The sequence below is a fragment of the Agrobacterium salinitolerans genome, from assembly GCF_027498475.1.
GTDB classification, from domain to species: Bacteria; Pseudomonadota; Alphaproteobacteria; order Rhizobiales; family Rhizobiaceae; genus Agrobacterium; species Agrobacterium salinitolerans.
Genome location: NZ_JAPZLN010000008.1, coordinates 99,792 through 117,084 on the forward strand (window position 1 = coordinate 99,792; position 17,293 = coordinate 117,084).

12 protein-coding genes and 1 pseudogene are annotated in these 17,293 nt (G+C 55.8%); 4 read left to right on the plus strand and 9 right to left on the minus strand.

Annotated elements, in window-relative coordinates:
* Positions 1–76: 76 nt before the first annotated feature.
* The gene (locus O9X91_RS22395) at positions 77–1,795 is read left to right on the plus strand and encodes an Eco57I restriction-modification methylase domain-containing protein (protein WP_269834381.1); all 1,719 of its coding nucleotides are present in this window, start codon (positions 77–79) and stop codon (positions 1,793–1,795) included.
* A gap of 3 nt (positions 1,796–1,798) precedes the next feature.
* Here O9X91_RS22395 and O9X91_RS22400 read toward each other — a convergent pair whose 3' ends face one another.
* From O9X91_RS22400 to O9X91_RS22440, 9 genes are all read right to left on the minus strand, one after another.
* Positions 1,799–2,485 (minus strand): hypothetical protein, encoded by a 687-nt coding sequence (locus O9X91_RS22400; RefSeq protein WP_269834382.1) that lies wholly within the window; start codon positions 2,483–2,485, stop codon positions 1,799–1,801.
* Entirely contained in the window at positions 2,482–3,585 is a 1,104-nt protein-coding gene (locus O9X91_RS22405; protein WP_269834383.1) for a hypothetical protein, read from the minus strand. Before O9X91_RS22405 ends, O9X91_RS22400 begins: the two co-directional genes overlap by 4 nt.
* 14 nt (positions 3,586–3,599) lie before the next feature.
* Positions 3,600–6,101 carry a sensor histidine kinase gene (locus O9X91_RS22410; protein WP_269834384.1) on the minus strand — a complete coding sequence of 834 codons (2,502 nt, stop codon included), beginning with the start codon at positions 6,099–6,101 and terminating at the stop codon, positions 3,600–3,602.
* A 360-nt stretch (positions 6,102–6,461) separates the two neighbouring features.
* Positions 6,462–7,946, minus strand: coding sequence for an HAD family hydrolase (locus O9X91_RS22415; protein WP_269834385.1), 1,485 nt, complete (start codon positions 7,944–7,946; stop codon positions 6,462–6,464).
* Positions 7,947–8,621: 675 nt separating this feature from the next.
* On the minus strand, positions 8,622–9,803 hold the full coding sequence (locus tag O9X91_RS22420) for a M20 aminoacylase family protein (protein WP_269834386.1): 1,182 nt from the start codon (positions 9,801–9,803) through the stop codon (positions 8,622–8,624).
* A gap of 70 nt (positions 9,804–9,873) precedes the next feature.
* The gene (locus O9X91_RS22425) at positions 9,874–10,653 is read right to left on the minus strand and encodes an amino acid ABC transporter ATP-binding protein (protein ID WP_269834387.1); all 780 of its coding nucleotides are present in this window, start codon (positions 10,651–10,653) and stop codon (positions 9,874–9,876) included.
* Positions 10,650–11,573 carry an amino acid ABC transporter permease gene (locus tag O9X91_RS22430; RefSeq protein ID WP_269834388.1) on the minus strand — a complete coding sequence of 308 codons (924 nt, stop codon included), beginning with the start codon at positions 11,571–11,573 and terminating at the stop codon, positions 10,650–10,652. Before O9X91_RS22430 ends, O9X91_RS22425 begins: the two co-directional genes overlap by 4 nt.
* Positions 11,570–12,460 (minus strand): ABC transporter substrate-binding protein, encoded by an 891-nt coding sequence (locus O9X91_RS22435; RefSeq protein WP_269834389.1) that lies wholly within the window; start codon positions 12,458–12,460, stop codon positions 11,570–11,572. The genes O9X91_RS22430 and O9X91_RS22435 overlap by 4 nt, the downstream gene beginning before the upstream one ends.
* 58 nt (positions 12,461–12,518) lie before the next feature.
* The gene (locus O9X91_RS22440) at positions 12,519–13,481 is read right to left on the minus strand and encodes an ABC transporter substrate-binding protein (RefSeq protein WP_269834390.1); all 963 of its coding nucleotides are present in this window, start codon (positions 13,479–13,481) and stop codon (positions 12,519–12,521) included.
* Positions 13,482–13,581: 100 nt separating this feature from the next.
* Here O9X91_RS22440 and O9X91_RS22445 point away from each other — a divergent pair, with 100 nt between their 5' ends.
* The 3 genes and pseudogenes from O9X91_RS22445 (at position 13,582) to istB (ending at position 17,083) form a co-directional block, all read left to right on the plus strand.
* Positions 13,582–14,772, plus strand: a complete 1,191-nt coding sequence (locus O9X91_RS22445; protein WP_269834391.1) for an aminotransferase-like domain-containing protein — start codon at positions 13,582–13,584, stop codon at positions 14,770–14,772.
* Positions 14,773–14,847: 75 nt separating this feature from the next.
* Positions 14,848–16,416 (plus strand): annotated as a pseudogene (gene istA, locus O9X91_RS22450) (IS21 family transposase).
* On the plus strand, positions 16,349–17,083 hold the full coding sequence (istB, locus tag O9X91_RS22455; protein ID WP_003501246.1) for an IS21-like element helper ATPase IstB: 735 nt from the start codon (positions 16,349–16,351) through the stop codon (positions 17,081–17,083). The pseudogene istA and the gene istB overlap by 68 nt, the downstream one beginning before the upstream one ends.
* The last annotated feature ends 210 nt before the right edge of the window (positions 17,084–17,293 follow it).

Consider the following 17,293-nt stretch of genomic DNA (forward strand, 5'->3'; position numbering starts at 1 on the left):
TAAAAGAAGATTCGGAGTTAGTTGGGCGTGATATTCGATTGGGTTATCCAGATTTTGGCAGGCTGAGCAGGCGGTGATGAATTTTGTGAACGTTCATTCTGGTTTGGACAAGCGCGGGGGCGAATTTGTTGCGTTCGATGCATCCAATGCAGCGCGAGGACTACAAGAACGACGCCAGCTCGGGGCATTCTACACGCCGCAACGGCTTAGCGGGATACTTTCAGATTGGGCAATCCGTGGAGCTGAGGATCTTATCCTCGAGCCTAGTTTCGGCGGATGTGGATTTCTTGCTTCCGCTTTGTCTACGTTGACCCGCAGAGGGGCAACTGATCCCGCGAAAAGAGTGTTCGGCTGTGATATCGATCCCTTGGCGTTCCATCATCTGTCGAGGCTGTTCAATGGCCGGAGCGACTTGGACGGTTTCGTGGAGGGCGATTTCCTCGACTGTCTTGACGTTGACGTTTGGCCGAGCCGATTTACGGCGGTGATCGGAAATCCTCCGTACATTCCCCATCAGCGCATAGGAAAGGAGAGAGTACGAGATCTTTCTTCGCGTGTTTGGCCAGTTCCAGGCGTTCGAGGTCGGAGTAGCCTTTGGGCTTATTTCATCTGGCACAGTCTAAGATTCATCGCAGTTGGTGGGCGTATGGCTTGGGTTCTGCCTGGCGCGTTCATGCAGGCTGACTATGCGAAAGCGCTAAGGGATTATCTTCCGCGCCGCTTTGAGCGCGTTGCGGCATTCATAGTTCGCGATCGACTTTTCGTTTCGGAAGGAACTGACGAGGAAACTGTGGTGTTGCTAGCTGACGGTTTCTTGGCGTCAGAGGTAGACGGGAGAATGGCCGTAGGGATAGCTGCTGATCTCGAGGAACTCGAGAAGACGGTAACACGATGGGATGAGGGTCTTTGGAAGGGCGATGTGAGCGGTCCTAGTGCGGCAAGCCTCAGCCTGACGTCGGCTGAAACCTCGCTGTTTTCGACTGTGGCCGCTCACGAGAGCGTATTGGTGTTTGGCAAGCTCGCTAAGGTCCAAATTGGCGTAGTCACGGGCGCGAACGATTTTTTTGTTTTGAGCCGCTCAGGTCTGGAAGCCGCCGGGATCCCCGAGTCCGCTTGCATCAGGGTGCTTTCAAAATTCAAGGCATCGCCGAGCATCGCTCTTGTCGACGAGGATTTCCAGAAATACGCTGCGGAGGGAGGTAAGACGTTTTTGGTTTCGCTTGGGAAACAGGACCAATGTGCGTCGATCAAAAAATATCTCTCGACCTTCGATACAAAGCGGCGCGAGGATAACAGTACCTTCCGCAAGCGCCGTCATTGGTCTGAGACATATGATGGCAGACATCCAGACGCTTTCTTTCCAGTGATGCATCATGAGGGCCCGAGACTTGTGCTAAACGAAACCGATGGGACGTCGACGAACACGATACATCGCGTGTTCTTCCATCCCGCGGCGGCATCGGCCAAAATGCGCAAATTGGCCGCTATCAGCATTTTGACGTCATTCAGCCAAATGTCGGCGGAAATTGTGGGGCGAAGATACGGATCTGGAGTCTTGAAACACGAACCACGTGATGCCGAGCGGCTGCAGCTACTGATGCCCAACGTTGGTGCAGAGGAATTGAATTCGGTGTTCCAAGAACTAGACCGGCTGCTTAGGCGCGGAAGCGGAATCGAAGCGTCCAAGCGAGCCGACAGCTTCATATATGAGGCTGCTGGCCTGTCTTCTGCGAAGAAAATTTCCGATGATCTTCTACGGGCGCTTGCAGTGGTGCGCCAGCGCCGTCGTCCTTGATCTCTATTTTTTTGCCTTTCGCACCCAACGATCGCCCCACATTGAGCCCAGTGCCGTCGATTGACCGACGCGTAGGCAATCTGCGAGTATTTTTGCGTAGGCTTCGAAGCAAAGCTGTTGGAATAGCTGGATGGACTTGCACCACGCGGGATCGTCGCGAAGGTGTTTTTTCCAAAGCGCCTCGAAGAAATTGGCAGAAACAACTTCGCAAAGGAGGGCAATTTCCATTGGTGGATGACACCAACGTGGTTCCTTGACGGGAAAATCCGTTGCGCGATGTCCCCGCGCATGGCCGCCGAACTGCAAGTGGTAGGACGGACCGCTCTGCCCTGCATTCGCCCGATCTACATGCCATCTTCCGATTGGGTCGCCGACGCGATCAAACATCTCCAACGCTATATCGAGAGACTCAAAAGGCGGATGATGCTCGTCTATCTGCGCGACTTTTATTTTCGAAATGAGGTTGAGTTGAATGTCGTGACCATCTTTGTCCTTGGCGCGAGCGAACGAAATAGGCCGTGCAGGCTTGATTTCAACCGACCATGACTTTGATCTCTTCTGCTTGATTATGTTCTTGCTTTCGTCGGAAAGCGCGGAACGGCCCTCTTGGGTAAGTATACCGGCCAAGTGTAGCTTTTCCGCGATAACACTCAGAGCTTTTCCAGCGTCCTCCGCCCTGAAATCAGTCATTTTCCACCTTCGGTACGTTCCATTTCCTGGACGTCGTTTACAAGATCCGCATCTGTTTCATCCACTTCCAAAGGTGAGTTTAGATGCTTATAGGTGTCTTTCTGTATGCAATCCCAGCAGATCCGCCTACGCGTCGTGTATCGTGGGGCTCGGGGGTCATAAGCGGCAAGCGAGTGGCGAAGTTCCGATGGACGGCCGCATGAAGCGCAGGCGAATACTGGATACTCGTCGACGCTACCGTTCCAGGGAGACATATTCGGTCTGATTTTCTTCCCTAGCGTATCGCTTAGTTTTGCCGCGCGTTCGGCAGAGGTCAGACCTGATGGTCGGTCCTCGAATATCTTCTCACTGAAGACCTCAAGTCTCCCTGACCACCATCTGCGCCATCCATCTCCGAGAAGTCCGGTGTAGAGGACTCCTGCCTCTTGGAGCACAGGTGCGATCAAATGAAAATCTTCCGGGTTGATCCCGAGCATCGCACAGGCCCAATGGTCATCAATCAGGATTGCGGGCCTTTCAATCATGTTTCGAAGTAGCTGGCGAACGATAAGGTGCGGAGCTGCGGCGGTCTCGAAAGAACGACGGAGCTCCTGGCTGTCGAGCTGCTCGGTATCAAGCTCATTCGCGCCAAGAATCGTTGAGATGTCAAACTTCGTGTGCATCTGTCGAAGAGTCTGGTATGCACGGGCTAGAGCGATCAGCTCTGTTCTAACTCGGTCCCGGTTCTCATTGACCTCTTCTTTGGAATATACTTTGTCGAAAAGATCGTGGGCTGTCTTATCGGGATCATATGCCGCCTTGAGCTTGGTTTCGTTGGAGACTAGCACGAGACTAAAGTCGTTGGCTGGATGCATGATCGCGGCATCCCTTAAAAGCTGAGCTAGCCCGCTGCCTTTATAGGTATGTCCAGCCTCGATACCAGCATCGACTTCATCGAGCCTATAGTCTAACGCGACCACATGTGGGTTACGCTCGCGGATAGTCAGAGCCTGGGTGGTCAAAGGCGATACCTTTAGGAATTCGAATTCCAATTCACCAGGAGTGCTCATAACGCCGGCGTAGGCCTCGTCCGCGTCGTCTACAAAAACGCCCTTATACATCGATTGCTGAAATCCTATTTTGAGAGAATGCGAAACTCAATCTTGAAATTGTACCCATGACTGGGCGTGGCAACCGAAACGGATCCGCCATAACTTTCGGCGATGTCCGAAACAATTTTTAGACCTAATCCCGTGCCGGGGCCTGCTATGCCGTCCTCCTCCGAACCAGCACTGGTCGTGAAGAATGGATCGAATATGCGGTCAGCGATTTCCGGTTCTAATCCTGTGCCGTTGTCTTCGAATGCGAGCACGATGTGCTGATCGATTTTCCGCGCGGATATCCTGATTCTTTTAGGATGGGCCTTGGCACGCTTCATCGATTTGACTGCGTTGGTCAGGAAGTTAAGCAGCATAGAGTCAAATTCGGCCGAGTGCATCGCCGTTGTCCGGATAGAAGGTGGCGATATGTCGAGGACAAAGTCGACACCCTGCTTGGTCATGTAGTTTTTGAACTGCGCCACGAACCGTTGGACGGATCCTTGCACTGACAGCTCGTTAAGTTCCCGGCTTTCAGTCTGGGACAGCAATCCAGCGATGTATCCTCCGATGTCGAAGACGCGGCTTACCGCTTTCTGCAGCTCCAGATGCTGGTCGGAAAGCTTGCCTTTCATCACCGGGTCCGCAACTTCCAAAACGAGATCGTTCAGCAGATGAAGGTTTGATACTAGTGCTCCCTGAGAGCCTTTGATTTCGTGGCCGAAGACGCCGATTGATATCCCAAGCGAAGCCAATATCCGCAGCATCTCCTCGTACTCGATGGAAGCCGCGCGCTGCTCCTCTACAACCCGCTCGTACTCGACGATGAGCTGTTCCGCTTCTGCAAGGCTTTCTTGGACTTCTTCGTTAACGTCGCTGTCTTGCCGACTCGTAATTAGGCGTTCTCGGAAGTCTCTGAGAACCTCGGAGGGCTTTTTCTGTTCGGGAACATAGTTGCGCTCGCCGGCTCTGGTCTTACGCTTGCGTGTTGAAGCTATTCTGATTGCAGCCCACTCTAACGCCCAACGGGTGAAACGGCGCAATTCCACAAATGCTTCATTTTCTATGAGGCCTTCACGGCTGCTTGTCTCCTCGAATAGCGATTCCGACAAAGGAGGAATGCTGACTTGACCGAAAAAATTCGAGTTGTTCGCTGGGACGAGAATATTTCTGCGACCAGTATCGGCAGCTAGCTGAAGCCAGTCGTCCGTGGGGTCACCGTACGGCTGGACGCGAAAGCCATTGCGGTAAATTCGAATGCCACCAAACTCGCGGCTCATACGTGCGGCTTGTTGAATGGATAAGCCTGAAAAATGTTCTGGGCTGTAAATGAAGTATCGCGAATCCAGTTTGACCGGACCAGTCAAAAGAAACTTTTCTTCGCATATTGCCTGCTCATCCAACTCGAATTTCGGGGACGTAACCCGCAAGGTGGCAATACCCTTATCATCGATAGCAGCCGTGATCGTTGCAAGCGCATGCGAGAGAAACGACCGTTCGATAGAAAATAGCTCGCGCTGGCTCTCTTGGGAAATGTCGTTAATTTCTACTTTGAATCCGGGGTCCACCCTAAAGCCCCCCTCCAGAGCGAGGTGGGTATCGTCGATCGCTACGGGGAATGGTGGCTGTAGCAGGACGACAGCTCGCCACACCTTTTCGATATCCGATGCTGACCATCGCTCACGCAGGTCCTCGATTTGAAGTCGGGTACCATGATCTTCAGAGGGCTTTGAAAAGCGCTCTATCGAGCTGAATACGTCTTGAAGTGAAGCACCCGCAATGAAGTCGCGGTCCCAGTCAAACTGAACGCGATAACCAAAGCTTTCACCTGCTGGTTTGGACACGAATGTGAGGCGCTTCCCCAAACGCTGCACAGAGAATCGTCCAATACCCTTTTTACCGGCACGAGCACGACCGAACACCGGCGAGGTGGGCTCGGTATCTTTCGCGTTCGTTGATATCCGCATCCACGAAGACCGGATGACGTCCTCGGTCATCCCCACGCCGTCGTCTTCGATAACGAGACTGCCGCCTATTTTTTCTTGACTGCTGAAAGTAAGCGTGACCTTCGTAGCATCTGCGTCGTAGGCGTTCTTGATGAGTTCAGAGAGCGCGGTTTCCTGCTTGCTGACAAGCTGCTCACCGAGCCTTTGGATATGGGCAGCATCGACAGAAAACCGAACTCGGTTAGGATCGTCATCAACAAACTCCCGGCTGGCGGCTTCCACGAGATGCCAATTCGGGGTTTTCTTGCTGACCTCAGCTTCGACTATCTTCCGTGGGTCGATACTGATCGTGTGATCCAAATCGGTGTCGTATTCTATGGGGTGCTCAGCATGCAAGACTTGAAAGCTCAGCACGCCTTCCCGACCCGTATCGACATAGCCGCCATGGACGATGCTGAGCTTGCCAGGGGTTATGCCAACGAACACACCAGCTGCGGTGATCAGCTCGACTACCTCTTCGGCGTTCCTCGCCTTTCTTATGTACCAAGTACCGCCAAAACGAAAAGGGTAGCCAATAATTTTGTCTTCGGTCATGTTATCCACGTTCAGCGTCGATCCTTATTAGACCGTATGCTTGATGGCAAAGCTTTGGAAGCGCGCTCAACGCCGGACTGGCCGTCTCAATAGCGACGGTCTTTTTCCGAAATGGCGGTGTTACTCCTCTCTGCGTTGCAAGCACGTTAGGGCTGTTGTCTCGGTATTTCAACCTAGGACATACGCGAAATGCGAGCCCGAGCACGTTTCAGGAACCCGTCGTCGAGGAAAATCCTAGGCGATGACCGTGTGGAATCGTCATTTTTCAGATCAGAAAGAGGATGCTCGGCAACGAAGGCGGGCGTCCTCGGTTCAGAGCCCGCCTTCTGCGTTAAAATTCGAGGTGGCTGCGTCTTGATGCTACGGCCGTTTAGACTCTTCGAGGACACGCGCATCGCGCGGGTAGTCACTCGGACGTTGCGGCTGCGCGATTAGCAGAGTGAGAAGGACTACTCCCAGCATGGCTAAGCCTGCAGCATAGAATATCGTGAGTCGTCGTTCGGAGTTCGTTTTCCAGCAGAGGATTTTTACATCGCCGCTCATTTGCGAGATCGTCGTGCCGAGACCGATCCCCGGAATTCGATCGGCAAACTCTTTTTCGATCGTGCTAGCGTGCTTAACGGCTCCCCGGAGGAAGATATGGTACCAATATCGATCCATAAAAAAGAAGGCTAACCAAGCGAAGCCGGCAGCGAGTACAAGCCCCACGCCCGCTGAAATCCTGACACCAAACACATCCGCCTGAAGGCCCTGCTGATAGGTAAAGCCCACCGAAGCGATCAGCGCACCCACCACCGTTATCGCGAAATTCCTTATGCGCATTTCTAGATCATTGAAATGCTGTTGGACGTCGACGGTCTTCTTCCAAGTTTCAAGAGCATACTGGGTCGCCGTTTTGTCATCTACGATGGTACTAGGTTTGATATTGAACGACTCGAAGTCGCAGTGAATAAAAATCTCAGCGAAGGAATCTGTCAGCACTGCACTTGGTTCGAAGTCGTGACCCTTCTCGAAGATGGCTTTTTCACGCTGTACATCTTCTTCCGTCCAATGGGACACTTGCCTTAAAAGGTCATATTCAGGGCGGCGCTGACTCTCGCCGTACTTTGCGTGTATGTCGAAGACACCGACATCGCGAGCCATCGCAACATCTTTGAAAAGGCTGTCTCCGACGTAGGCGCATCGATCGACCGTCGCGCCTACCGCCTTGATGATATCCAGCAGCACGCGTGGATTTGGCTTGAGTTCACCCGGCGGGGTGTGGCGCGATTCCGTAACCTGTAATTCGTAGAATTCCTCTGGAAGTCTTCGCATACTGTCGACCGACACGCCGCTTGGCATATCGTGGTCCTCAGGACTAAACATTATGTCTATAACACCGTCCAAGCCGAAGCGCTTCAGGCGGTACGCGCTGTAAAACGCCATGGACTCCGTATAAGCGACGATCTTCGTGCCTTGGCCTTTAATCCGCCACAGGGACCTCAAAACGCTTGGGTAGAGTTTGAGGTTGAGGTCTCGACCCTGCCTCGACAATTCGATAGCTTCTCGGAACGCCGCTCGAATGTCCCCGCGCTGGCGCAAGTCGGCAAGTGCTTCAATTTCCTCGAGAAGGAATGTGTATTCGGAGGTGCGACGTATCCGATGCAAATTTCGAATGTCAGCCTGAATTTCTGCTTCGGCGCGGTCGGTCTGTTTTATTATCTCCCGGTAGATTGGCTCAAAAGACGCGTACCATACCGCGAACCAATCAAAGAGGGTGTTGTCAAGATCAAGGATGAGGGTATCGACGACTTTGCGCGGCACGGGATGTCTTTCAAAAGTTATGGTGGCGCTGTTCGCAGCCATATCTGGACTACAGCGCGAGAATTCACAATAACGGTCTCTGTTCAATGATCATAGGGCTATATCAAACGAGCCAGCACAGAGGAGAGCCTTTTGTCACGTGCGGAAGCAGATGGGTGGGCAAAAGCCCCGGTTTTCCAGCACTATTTGCGGAGGATGCCGATCTGCCTCCAGCCCGGAGCCGTGACTAACATCCTGATTCACCTGATTAATGTTTAAAGAAGAACTTGAACTCAGAGGTTGACGGTTCGAATCCGTTCAAGAGCTACCCAAGGCTTCAACGGTGCAGCTAATTTAGATCGTTGAAGATGCGCTCTACTTCTACTACATACAAGGCGGTTTGATCGCTATGTGGCAACTGGTGGAGTTGTGCCACGAGAGACGGTCGTCCAGCAGCGCGTCAGCATAAGGCAGGTAGAAATGCCGCTCCATGTGGAGTGCTAGATGCCAAGATTCAAGCATACGCCGCTTGAGCAACGACGAACATCGCCCGTTGCTGCTACAACTTCGGGAAGCCAAGTTGAAATTGTCCGACCAAGAATCTTCGCGGCCACAAGATCGTTAAGCTTGTGGCGAGATTATTCATGCGGATCAAGATCCATATGGCTTCCGACATGCCGATAAGGGCGTTCAGCGGACAGATTGTGTTGAGTGGTCGCATCGGCTCGCAAATTGCGATCACTGTTGCAGAAATTTCTCAACCAAGCGCGCCCATAGGGCTGCTCCAAACTTAAGACTGTCATCGGCAAAGTCATATTTGGGGCTGTGCAGGATGGCGGAGTTCATGCCGTTGCCGAGACGCAGGAAGCTGCCAGGCTTGTGTTCGAGAAAGTAGGAGAAATCTTCGCTGCCGGGGATGAGCGGGCAGGTGGCGACCTTTTCGCTTCCGATCAGCTCTTCCGCCACAAGCCTTGCAAAGGCGGTTTCGGCTTCCGAATTGGCAACGACAGGATAGCCGTGTTCGTATTCCAGCTCGATTGTCGCGTCATAGGCTTCCGCGATCGACTGCGCGAGTTTGGTGAGACGGCGTTCCAGAAGCTCGCGCACCTTTGGCTCGAAGCAGCGCACGCTGAGCGCCAGTTTGGCATATTCCGGTATGACGTTGACCGCCTCTCCCGCATGGATGGTGCCGACGGTGACGACCGCCGTCTGGGTTGGGTCTACGTTGCGCGAGACGACCGTCTGGAGTGCAACGACGAGATTACAGGCCACGACGATAGGATCGACCGTCAGATGCGGGCGCGATGCATGGCCACCCTTACCCTTGACGGTGATCTTCACCGTATCGGAAGAGGCCATCATCGGTCCGGAGCGCGTCAAAATCGTGCCTTCCGGTACGCCGGGATGATTGTGCAGACCGAAGATCGCGTCGATGGGGAAGCGTTCGAAGAGGCCGTCCTCGATCATCTTCTGCGCGCCGGAGGGCTTTCCGTTTTCTTCCGCGGGCTGGAAGATCAGGGTCACCGTGCCGTCGAAACGTCGGGTGCGGGCCAAATATTCGGCGGCGCCCAAGAGAACGGTCGTGTGCCCGTCATGACCGCAGGCATGCATCTTGCCGGGCGTGTTGCTGGCATAGGGCAGTCCTGTCTCTTCAAAAATGGGCAGTGCATCCATATCGGCGCGAATGCCGATGCTCTTGGTACCCGTGCCGTTCTTCAGGCGGGCCACGACGCCATGACCGCCGACATTGCGGGTGACCTCATAGCCCCATGCTTCAAGCTTTTCCGCCACGTAGCGGGCAGTCTCGACCTCCTCCAGCGAAAGCTCGGGATTGGCGTGCAGATATCGGCGCATCGCCTTGAGTTCTGCCTCCATAGGCTCGAAATCGGAAACGCGGGCATATTGATTGTCGTTCAGCATGGGTACACCAAGGTCTTGAAAAGTGCGCCAGCCGTTGAGCTGGCGCCAAGTTGGGGAGAAAATGTATCGCTTACAGGAAGCGCGAGAGGAACGCCTGGGTTCGCGGATGTTGCGGGTTGCCGATGACCTCCTCCGGCTTGCCCATCTCAACGATGTGGCCGCCATCCATGAAGACCACCCGATCTGCCGCCTCTTTCGCGAAGCCTATTTCATGAGTGACTACGATCATAGTGAGGCCTTGCCGTGCCAGATCCTTCATTGTGGCGAGAACTTCACCGACGAGTTCGGGGTCGAGCGCTGAGGTCGGCTCATCAAACAGCATGAGCTTAGGCTTGATGGCCAAGGCGCGCGCGATGGCGACACGCTGCTGTTGTCCGCCGGAAAGTTGACGCGGATAGGAGGCGGCTTTCTCGGACAGACCTACGCGTTCCAGCAGGCGCATGGCATTTTCGGTCGCATCATTACGGCTCTCACCATGGACGCCGACTGGCGCTTCTATGATGTTTTGCAGCACCGTCATATGCGGGTACAGATTGAACTGTTGGAACACCATGCCGATCTTGCGGCGCTGGCGCGCAATGCCGTTGGAGGAAAGCTTCTCCAGCCGGTTGTTCTTTACTCGGTAGCCGATCTGCTCGCCATCCACGGCAATCGATCCCTTTTGGATGGACTCCAGATGGTTGATGCAGCGCAGGAAAGTTGACTTGCCGGAACCTGAGGGGCCGAGAATGACCACCACTTCACCCGGCATCACATCCAGATCGATGCCTTTGAGAACCTCGAGATGATCAAAGGACTTATGGACATTGCGTGCCTCGACGAGAGGCTTTGTGCTTGCAACTGCGGTCAATGGCTTGCCTCCTCTTCCAGCGCGGGCTTGGCAACACCCGTATTGCGGCGGTCGCTGCGGCCATAATAGGCCTCAATGTAGTTCTGGCCTACATTGAGAATCGAGGTGATGAGCAGATACCAAATCACTGCCACGAGAAGCATTGGGATGATCTCGAAGGTGCGGTTATAGATGGATTGGACCGAGTAAAGGAGATCGGCCATCGCGATGACGCTGACGAGCGAGGTCGCCTTTATCATGCTTATCAGCTGGTTGCCCGTTGGCGGGACGATGGAACGCATGGCCTGCGGGATGATGATGCGCCACAGCGCGCGCGCCTTAGTCATGCCGAAAGCTTCAGCCGTCTCCGCCTGCCCGCGATCTACTGAAAGAAGTCCGCCGCGAATGATTTCCGCCATATAGGCGGCTTCGTTGAGCGCCAGGCCAACGATCGCTGCTGTCATGGGGGTGATGACGGAATTGGTGTCCCAACTTGCCAGGGTCGGTCCGAAAGGGATCGAAAGTGAAAGCTGGGGAAACAGCGTGGACATATTGTACCAGAAGATCAGCTGGACCAGCAGCGGCGTACCGCGAAAGAACCAGATGAACAGCGAAGCGAACGAGCTTGCCAGCCCGTCCTTGGACATTCTGGCAATGGCGATGATGAGGCCGAGGATAACGCCGAGGATCATGGCGACAACCGTCAGGCCAAGGCTGACGTAGAGGCCACTGATGACGGTCGGGTCGAAGAAATACTGCGCAACGACGGGCCAGCCGAAGTTCTCGTTATTGGCGACGATCCAGGCAAAATTGGCGACGACAAGAGCGATGACCACCCAGAGCACAAGTCGCCCGGTTCTGAACGGGGTATAGGCTGTCGCCACGTCCCGCAGATCAGTGCCACCCGAAGGCGGCACTTTCATGTCAACAGAGGTCGTCATTTTGGCAACTGGCCCCCAAGATTGATGCCGGGCTGCTTGAGGATGTTGTTCTCGAGACCCCACTTCTTCATGATCGTCGCATAGGTGCCGTTGTCCATCAGCACCTTGATGGCATCGAGAAGAACCGGACCGAGTTCCGAGCCCTTGGGAACGACAGCGCCCTGATAGAGATCGTCGAAGCCGTTCTTCTGGCCGACACCCGTCAATTCCAGCTGGCCATTGGCCTGGGACACAAAATAGGTCAGCGGCGCCTGGGAGGAGAAGAAGGCATCGGCGCGCTTGGAGCGAACAGCCAGAATGGAGCTCGGCTGGTCGGTATAGGACTGCACCTCGATGGCGCCCTTGCCATCGGTCTTGCACTTTTCAGCCTGGGCCTGAATGACACGCTCAGCCGAGCCGCCCGCCATGACGGCAATGCGCTGGCCGCAGGATGTGTCCAGCGAGACGATGCCCTTGGGATTGCCCTTCTGAACGGCGAAGACCACGAATTCCTGTACCCAGTCGACGAAATCATTGGCCTCTTCGCGGCTCTTGAAATCGCCTACCGGCCCGAAGGCGAACTGGTAGCGCCCGGAGTTGACGCCCGCCAGAAGCGCTGGCAGACCGCCGACGGTCGCGTGCTCGATCTTGATGCCGAGAACCTCGCCCAGAGCATCGGTCAGGTCGGCGCTTGCGCCTTCCATCTTGGTGCCCGTCACGATTTCATAGGGAGGGAAGGATCCGTTGTTGACGGAAACCATCTTGCCTTCGGAGCGGATTTTTTCCGGCAGCCGGGCGCGAAGTTCCTCGTTCACGCTCTGCTTTGGAACGGCAGCCGTCTCGGCCAAACCCGGTCCGGCGAGAATGAGCCCGGCAAGGGCTGCGGAAGCAATGAGTTTCGTTTGCATTTCGGTATTCCCCTTCTTGTTTGCAACGATTGAATTGCCAAGGCCTGTCTGTTGTTCGTCAGTTGCCTGCGGCGTGTAGCGGAAACAGTTCCGCTGGCGTCAGAAGCCGCGGCAGAATGCCCTGAGCGTGAAGCTCATTGGCGAAATCGGCGATCATGACTTCGTTTGCCTTGAAGCCGCTGACATTCCAGTCCGGCGGTAGATCCGCAGCGCAACGGCGCAATTCGTCGATCATCCATGGCGTGGTGTCGGCGTATTTTTCGCGTTTTTCCAGCCACATCTTTTGAGAAGCGTCGATGAGCTGGCTGAGTTCATCCATGACCCAGGGATTTTCACGCACGATGTGCGCCTTGAACCCGATAAGATGCATGCCAGGCACGTAGCCAACCTCGTTGAAATAAGCGACTTCCGACGCCCGGTAATCCGGCAGAACCTGTCGAAAAGGCGAATCCTGATCGAAAAACCCTTTGGGCATGAATGGCGTAAATACGGCATCGAGCCCGCCTTCCTTCAACAAGTCGACCATCGGCCGTTCGCCGGGTGTCGCTTCAATCCTGCCTGGACGTCCGTAGCCATCCAGACGGTCGGTAACGGGATGGGTTTCCGTCAGGCGGCCGGCATACCACATGGCGTCTTCAACGCCGACGCCCTCGCGTCGGCACGCCGCCCGGGTCCAGGTATTGCCGGAATCACGCCAGCCGGTCACCCCGATTTTCTTGCCTGCAAGATCGGCAAGGGTGCGGATCGGGCTATCCTTGGTGGTGATAACGCAGCGGTGGCGAAAGCCGCGCATGATGAAATTCGGCATGCCGATAACGCTTTCATCGCCGTCGTGGCGCAGCTGCGCGTAGCGGCTGAAGGATGTTTCGGCGGCGTCGTGAGCATCGTCTTCAGCTATGTTGGAGATGAGCGTACCAACCCGATCGACCTCGATCTGAAGCTTTGGAGAAGAGACATCTGCCAGAACGAGGGGCGTCATATAATCCCAATCGCGAAGCGCAAGACGAAGTTTCAACGGCATGATTTTTTACTCGTTTGTATTTTCGATGCCGTGAGAGTAAATGTACACTCGAGATCGTACAAATGTTATTACGTTATTGAACATTTAAAGTGAGAGAAAATTGAGCGAGATCATCGAAGCCCGCTGGCTTGCTGAAAAAATAACCAACAAGACCATTCGCGGAATTGCGTTGGAAACCAGCGCTCTCGTAAGAGCCGGACTATTGCCGGTTGGGACAAGGCTGCCCGCTATTCGAGATCTGGCCTACGAGATGGGGGTCAGTCCCGCCACGATCTCCGAAGCCTGGAGCGAATTGCGCCAGCAGAAGATCGTCAGCGGTCGTGGGCGCAACGGAACCTGGGTTTGTGCGGACCGCTTCGTCGCAAAGCCGGAGCGGTTGGCCAGCGCGGGTCATTATGGCGCCAATGTTCTCGATCTTTCCATGGCGGTGCCCGATCAAGCATTGCTTCCGCCACTTGCCAAGGCCATGTTACACGCGACTTCCGTCAGTGATTTGAACAGCTACGAGCGCAGCCGTATCGTTCCCGAACTTCGAGATGCGCTTGCTGGCGACTGGCCTTATGACGCCGAAGCCTTTCTCGCCATCAATGGCGGATACAATGGCGTCTACACCACTATCCGTGCGCTTGTGCGATCGGGCTCGGTCGTTGCCGTGGAACACCCTACCGCCATGCGCCTTCTCGATATCCTCGAAGATCTCGGCGTAAAGATCGTTCCTGTTCTCTCCGATGAACAGGGCCCTGTGCCCACGTCGCTGAAACACGCAATGACGGAGCGACCAGCCGCGTTTCTCTTTCAGCCGCGGTTGCATTCGGTAACAGGACAAACGGTTACGCCAGAGCGGATCCAGGCGCTGGCCGACGTTCTGGCCAATAGCGACACTCTGATCATCGAAGATGACGGTATCGCTGATATCTCGGCTGAGAAGCCGGTTTCTCTCGGCTCACGCTTTCCAGACAGAACAGTGCGCATTCTTTCTTTTTCGAAGACACTTGGGCCTGATCTGCGGCTTGCCGTTCTGTCTGGATCCAAAGCCATTGTCGAGCAGATCCAATCATACCGGGCTTTCAGCGCCGGCTGGACAAGCCGCGTCCTGCAGGCTGCGGTGGCCTGGCTCATCCGAGACAAGAAAACCTCCGAAATCGTCGCAAACGCACGCGGCATCTATCAGGAAAGGCGAGATGCGTTGTCGCGGGAATTGCTCAAGCGTGGGGTCTCGACAATGCCCGGCAGCGGCCTTTGCCTTTGGGTTGTGATTAGGCATGGAATAAGGACCCCGCAAATGGGGTGATCGGCGTCCAAACGGGACCCCCATCTGCGATGGGGTTACAACAGCCTCCGGTTTCATCGGAGGCTTTTTGTTTGGATGCTTATTGTGGAAACAATTCTGAAGATACGGCGGCTGGCCCATGTTCAGGGCAAGTCGATCAAGGCGATCTGCCGGGAGTTGGGCATATCGCGGAAAGTGGTACGGAAGGTTTTGCGCACCGATGAGACGGAGTTCAAATACGAGCGGACCCGTCAACCTCAGCCGAAGCTCGGCCCCTGGCGCGATCAGCTCGATGGAATGCTGCTCGCCAATGAGGCCAAATCCTCTCGCGAACGGCTGACACTGATCCGGATATTCGAGGACTTGCGCGACCTCGGCTACGAGGGCGGTTACGACACAGTCCGGCGTTACGCCCGAACCTGGGCGAAGGAGCGCGGGTCCGTGACGGCGCAAGCCTATGTGCCGCTCTATTACGCGCCGGGCGAGGCCTACCAGTTCGACTGGAGCCACGAGATTGTCGTGCTGAACGGCGTGACGACGACGGTGAAGGTTGCGCATATCCGGCTCTGCCACAGCCGGATGATGTATGTGAGAGCCTATCCGCGCGAGACGCAAGAGATGGTCTTCGACGCCCATGACAGGGCGTTCGCTTTCTTCGGCGGGGCCTGCACGCGCGGCATCTATGATAATATGAAGACCGCGGTGGAGACGGTCTTCGTCGGCAAGGAACGGCAGTACAATCGCCGCTTCCTGCAGATGTGCAGCCACTACCTGATCGAGCCGGTGGCCTGCACGCCGGCGTCGGGGTGGGAGAAGGGCCAGGTCGAGAACCAGGTCAATCTGGTGCGGGAACGCTTCTTCACGCCGCGGCTGCGCTTCAAATCCTACGATGAGCTGAATGGCTGGTTGCTGGACAAGTGCATTAGCTATGCCCGCGCCCATAAGCATGTCGATCAAACGGAGCGCACGATCTGGGAGGTGTTCGATGCGGAACGGCCGCATCTGGTCGGCTATCCCGGCAAATTCGACGGCTTCCACGCTGTGCAGGCCTCGATCGGCAAGACCTGCCTCGTCCGTTTCGACAACAACAAATACTCGGTGCTATCCACGGCAGTCGGCCGCCCGGCCGAGATACATGCCTATGCCGATCGCATCGTCATCCGGCAGGATGGCGTCGAGATCGGCCAACATGAGCGTTGCTTCGGCCGTGGCGAGACGATCTATAATCCCTGGCATTACGTGCCGGTCCTGACCCGCAAGCCGGGAGCATTGCGCAACGGTGCGCCGTTCCACGACTGGGTTTTGCCCGCCGCCATGGAGAAGGTGCGCCGCCGGCTGAAGGCCATGCATGACGGCGACCGGCAGATGGTGTCGATCCTCGAATGCGTGGGCCTGGATGGGCTCCCCGCCGTCGAAGCGGCCTGCCAGGAGGCGATCGATCAGGGCGTGTTCTCGGCCGCCGTCATCATCAACATTCTGGCCCGCAAGCGTGATCCGCAGCCGGCTGCCATCCTTTCCATCCCCGATGCGCTTCGCCTGACCCACGAGCCTCTGGCCGATTGCGCCCGTTACGACAGCCTCAGGAGGGCAAGCTGATATGGAACGATCCCAAATCCTCGACATGATGGGCACGCTGAAGCTGTTCGGCATGCGCAGCGCCTATGACGAGATCATGGCCTCCGGCATCAAGCGACAGCACGAACCGCCGCGCATCGTCGGTGACCTGCTTCAGTCGGAGATCGCCGAGAAGCAGGCGCGCTCCATCAAATACCAGATCACCGTCGCCAAGCTGCCGCTGGCCAAGGACATCGACGACTTCGACTTCACCGACACGCCGGTCAACGAAGGCCTGGTGCGCCAACTCGCAACCGGGGCCTTCCTCGCCGAGCAGCACAATATCGTTCTGGTCGGCGGAACCGGCACGGGGAAGTCCCACCTGTCCATCGCGCTTGCACGCGCCCTAATCCGCAACGGAGCACGAGGCCGCTTCTTCAACGTTGTCGACCTCGTCAATCGGCTCGAGACGGAGGCACGCAGCGGTAAGCAGGGACGACTGGCCGACTTCATCACCAGGCTCGACTTCGTCATCATGGACGAACTGGGCTATCTCCCATTTGCCCAGGCGGGCGGCCAGCTCCTCTTCCATCTCATCAGCAGGCTCTACGAGCGGACATCGATCATCGTCACGACGAACCTGGCCTTCGGCGAGTGGCCGGCCGTATTCGGCGACGCCAAGATGACCGCCGCTCTGCTCGACAGGCTCACCCACCATTGCGAGATCGTGGAAACCGGGAACGAATCCTGGCGCTTTAAAAACCGCTCTCAAAGCTAAAGCCGAAAAGACAAACAACCCGCGCCCGCAGGCCCCTGCGCTAAATGGAGAGCTCCGGGCCTACGCGCGCTGACCCGATGCAACTAGAGGCAGGGGTCCCTTTTGGGAGCCGATATGGGGTCCCGTTACGACGCCGATTGACACAGATGTATTCTGGCAAGCGTTCGCAAAATGTGTTCGCCCTTTGGGGTGAGGCTAATCAGAATGCTC

What these genes read in the sequence shown, in the direction of transcription:
- O9X91_RS22395 (WP_269834381.1), top strand. Translation starts at nt 77, where the DNA reads ATGAATTTTGTGAACGTTCATTCTGGTTTGGACAAGCGCGGGGGCGAA.
- O9X91_RS22400 (WP_269834382.1), bottom strand. Translation starts at nt 2,485, where the DNA reads ATGACTGATTTCAGGGCGGAGGACGCTGGAAAAGCTCTGAGTGTTATC.
- O9X91_RS22405 (WP_269834383.1), bottom strand. Translation starts at nt 3,585, where the DNA reads ATGTATAAGGGCGTTTTTGTAGACGACGCGGACGAGGCCTACGCCGGC.
- O9X91_RS22410 (WP_269834384.1), bottom strand. Translation starts at nt 6,101, where the DNA reads ATGACCGAAGACAAAATTATTGGCTACCCTTTTCGTTTTGGCGGTACT.
- O9X91_RS22415 (WP_269834385.1), bottom strand. Translation starts at nt 7,946, where the DNA reads ATGGCTGCGAACAGCGCCACCATAACTTTTGAAAGACATCCCGTGCCG.
- O9X91_RS22420 (WP_269834386.1), bottom strand. Translation starts at nt 9,803, where the DNA reads ATGCTGAACGACAATCAATATGCCCGCGTTTCCGATTTCGAGCCTATG.
- O9X91_RS22430 (WP_269834388.1), bottom strand. Translation starts at nt 11,573, where the DNA reads ATGACGACCTCTGTTGACATGAAAGTGCCGCCTTCGGGTGGCACTGAT.
- O9X91_RS22435 (WP_269834389.1), bottom strand. Translation starts at nt 12,460, where the DNA reads ATGCAAACGAAACTCATTGCTTCCGCAGCCCTTGCCGGGCTCATTCTC.
- O9X91_RS22440 (WP_269834390.1), bottom strand. Translation starts at nt 13,481, where the DNA reads ATGCCGTTGAAACTTCGTCTTGCGCTTCGCGATTGGGATTATATGACG.
- istB (WP_003501246.1), top strand. Translation starts at nt 16,349, where the DNA reads ATGGAACGATCCCAAATCCTCGACATGATGGGCACGCTGAAGCTGTTC.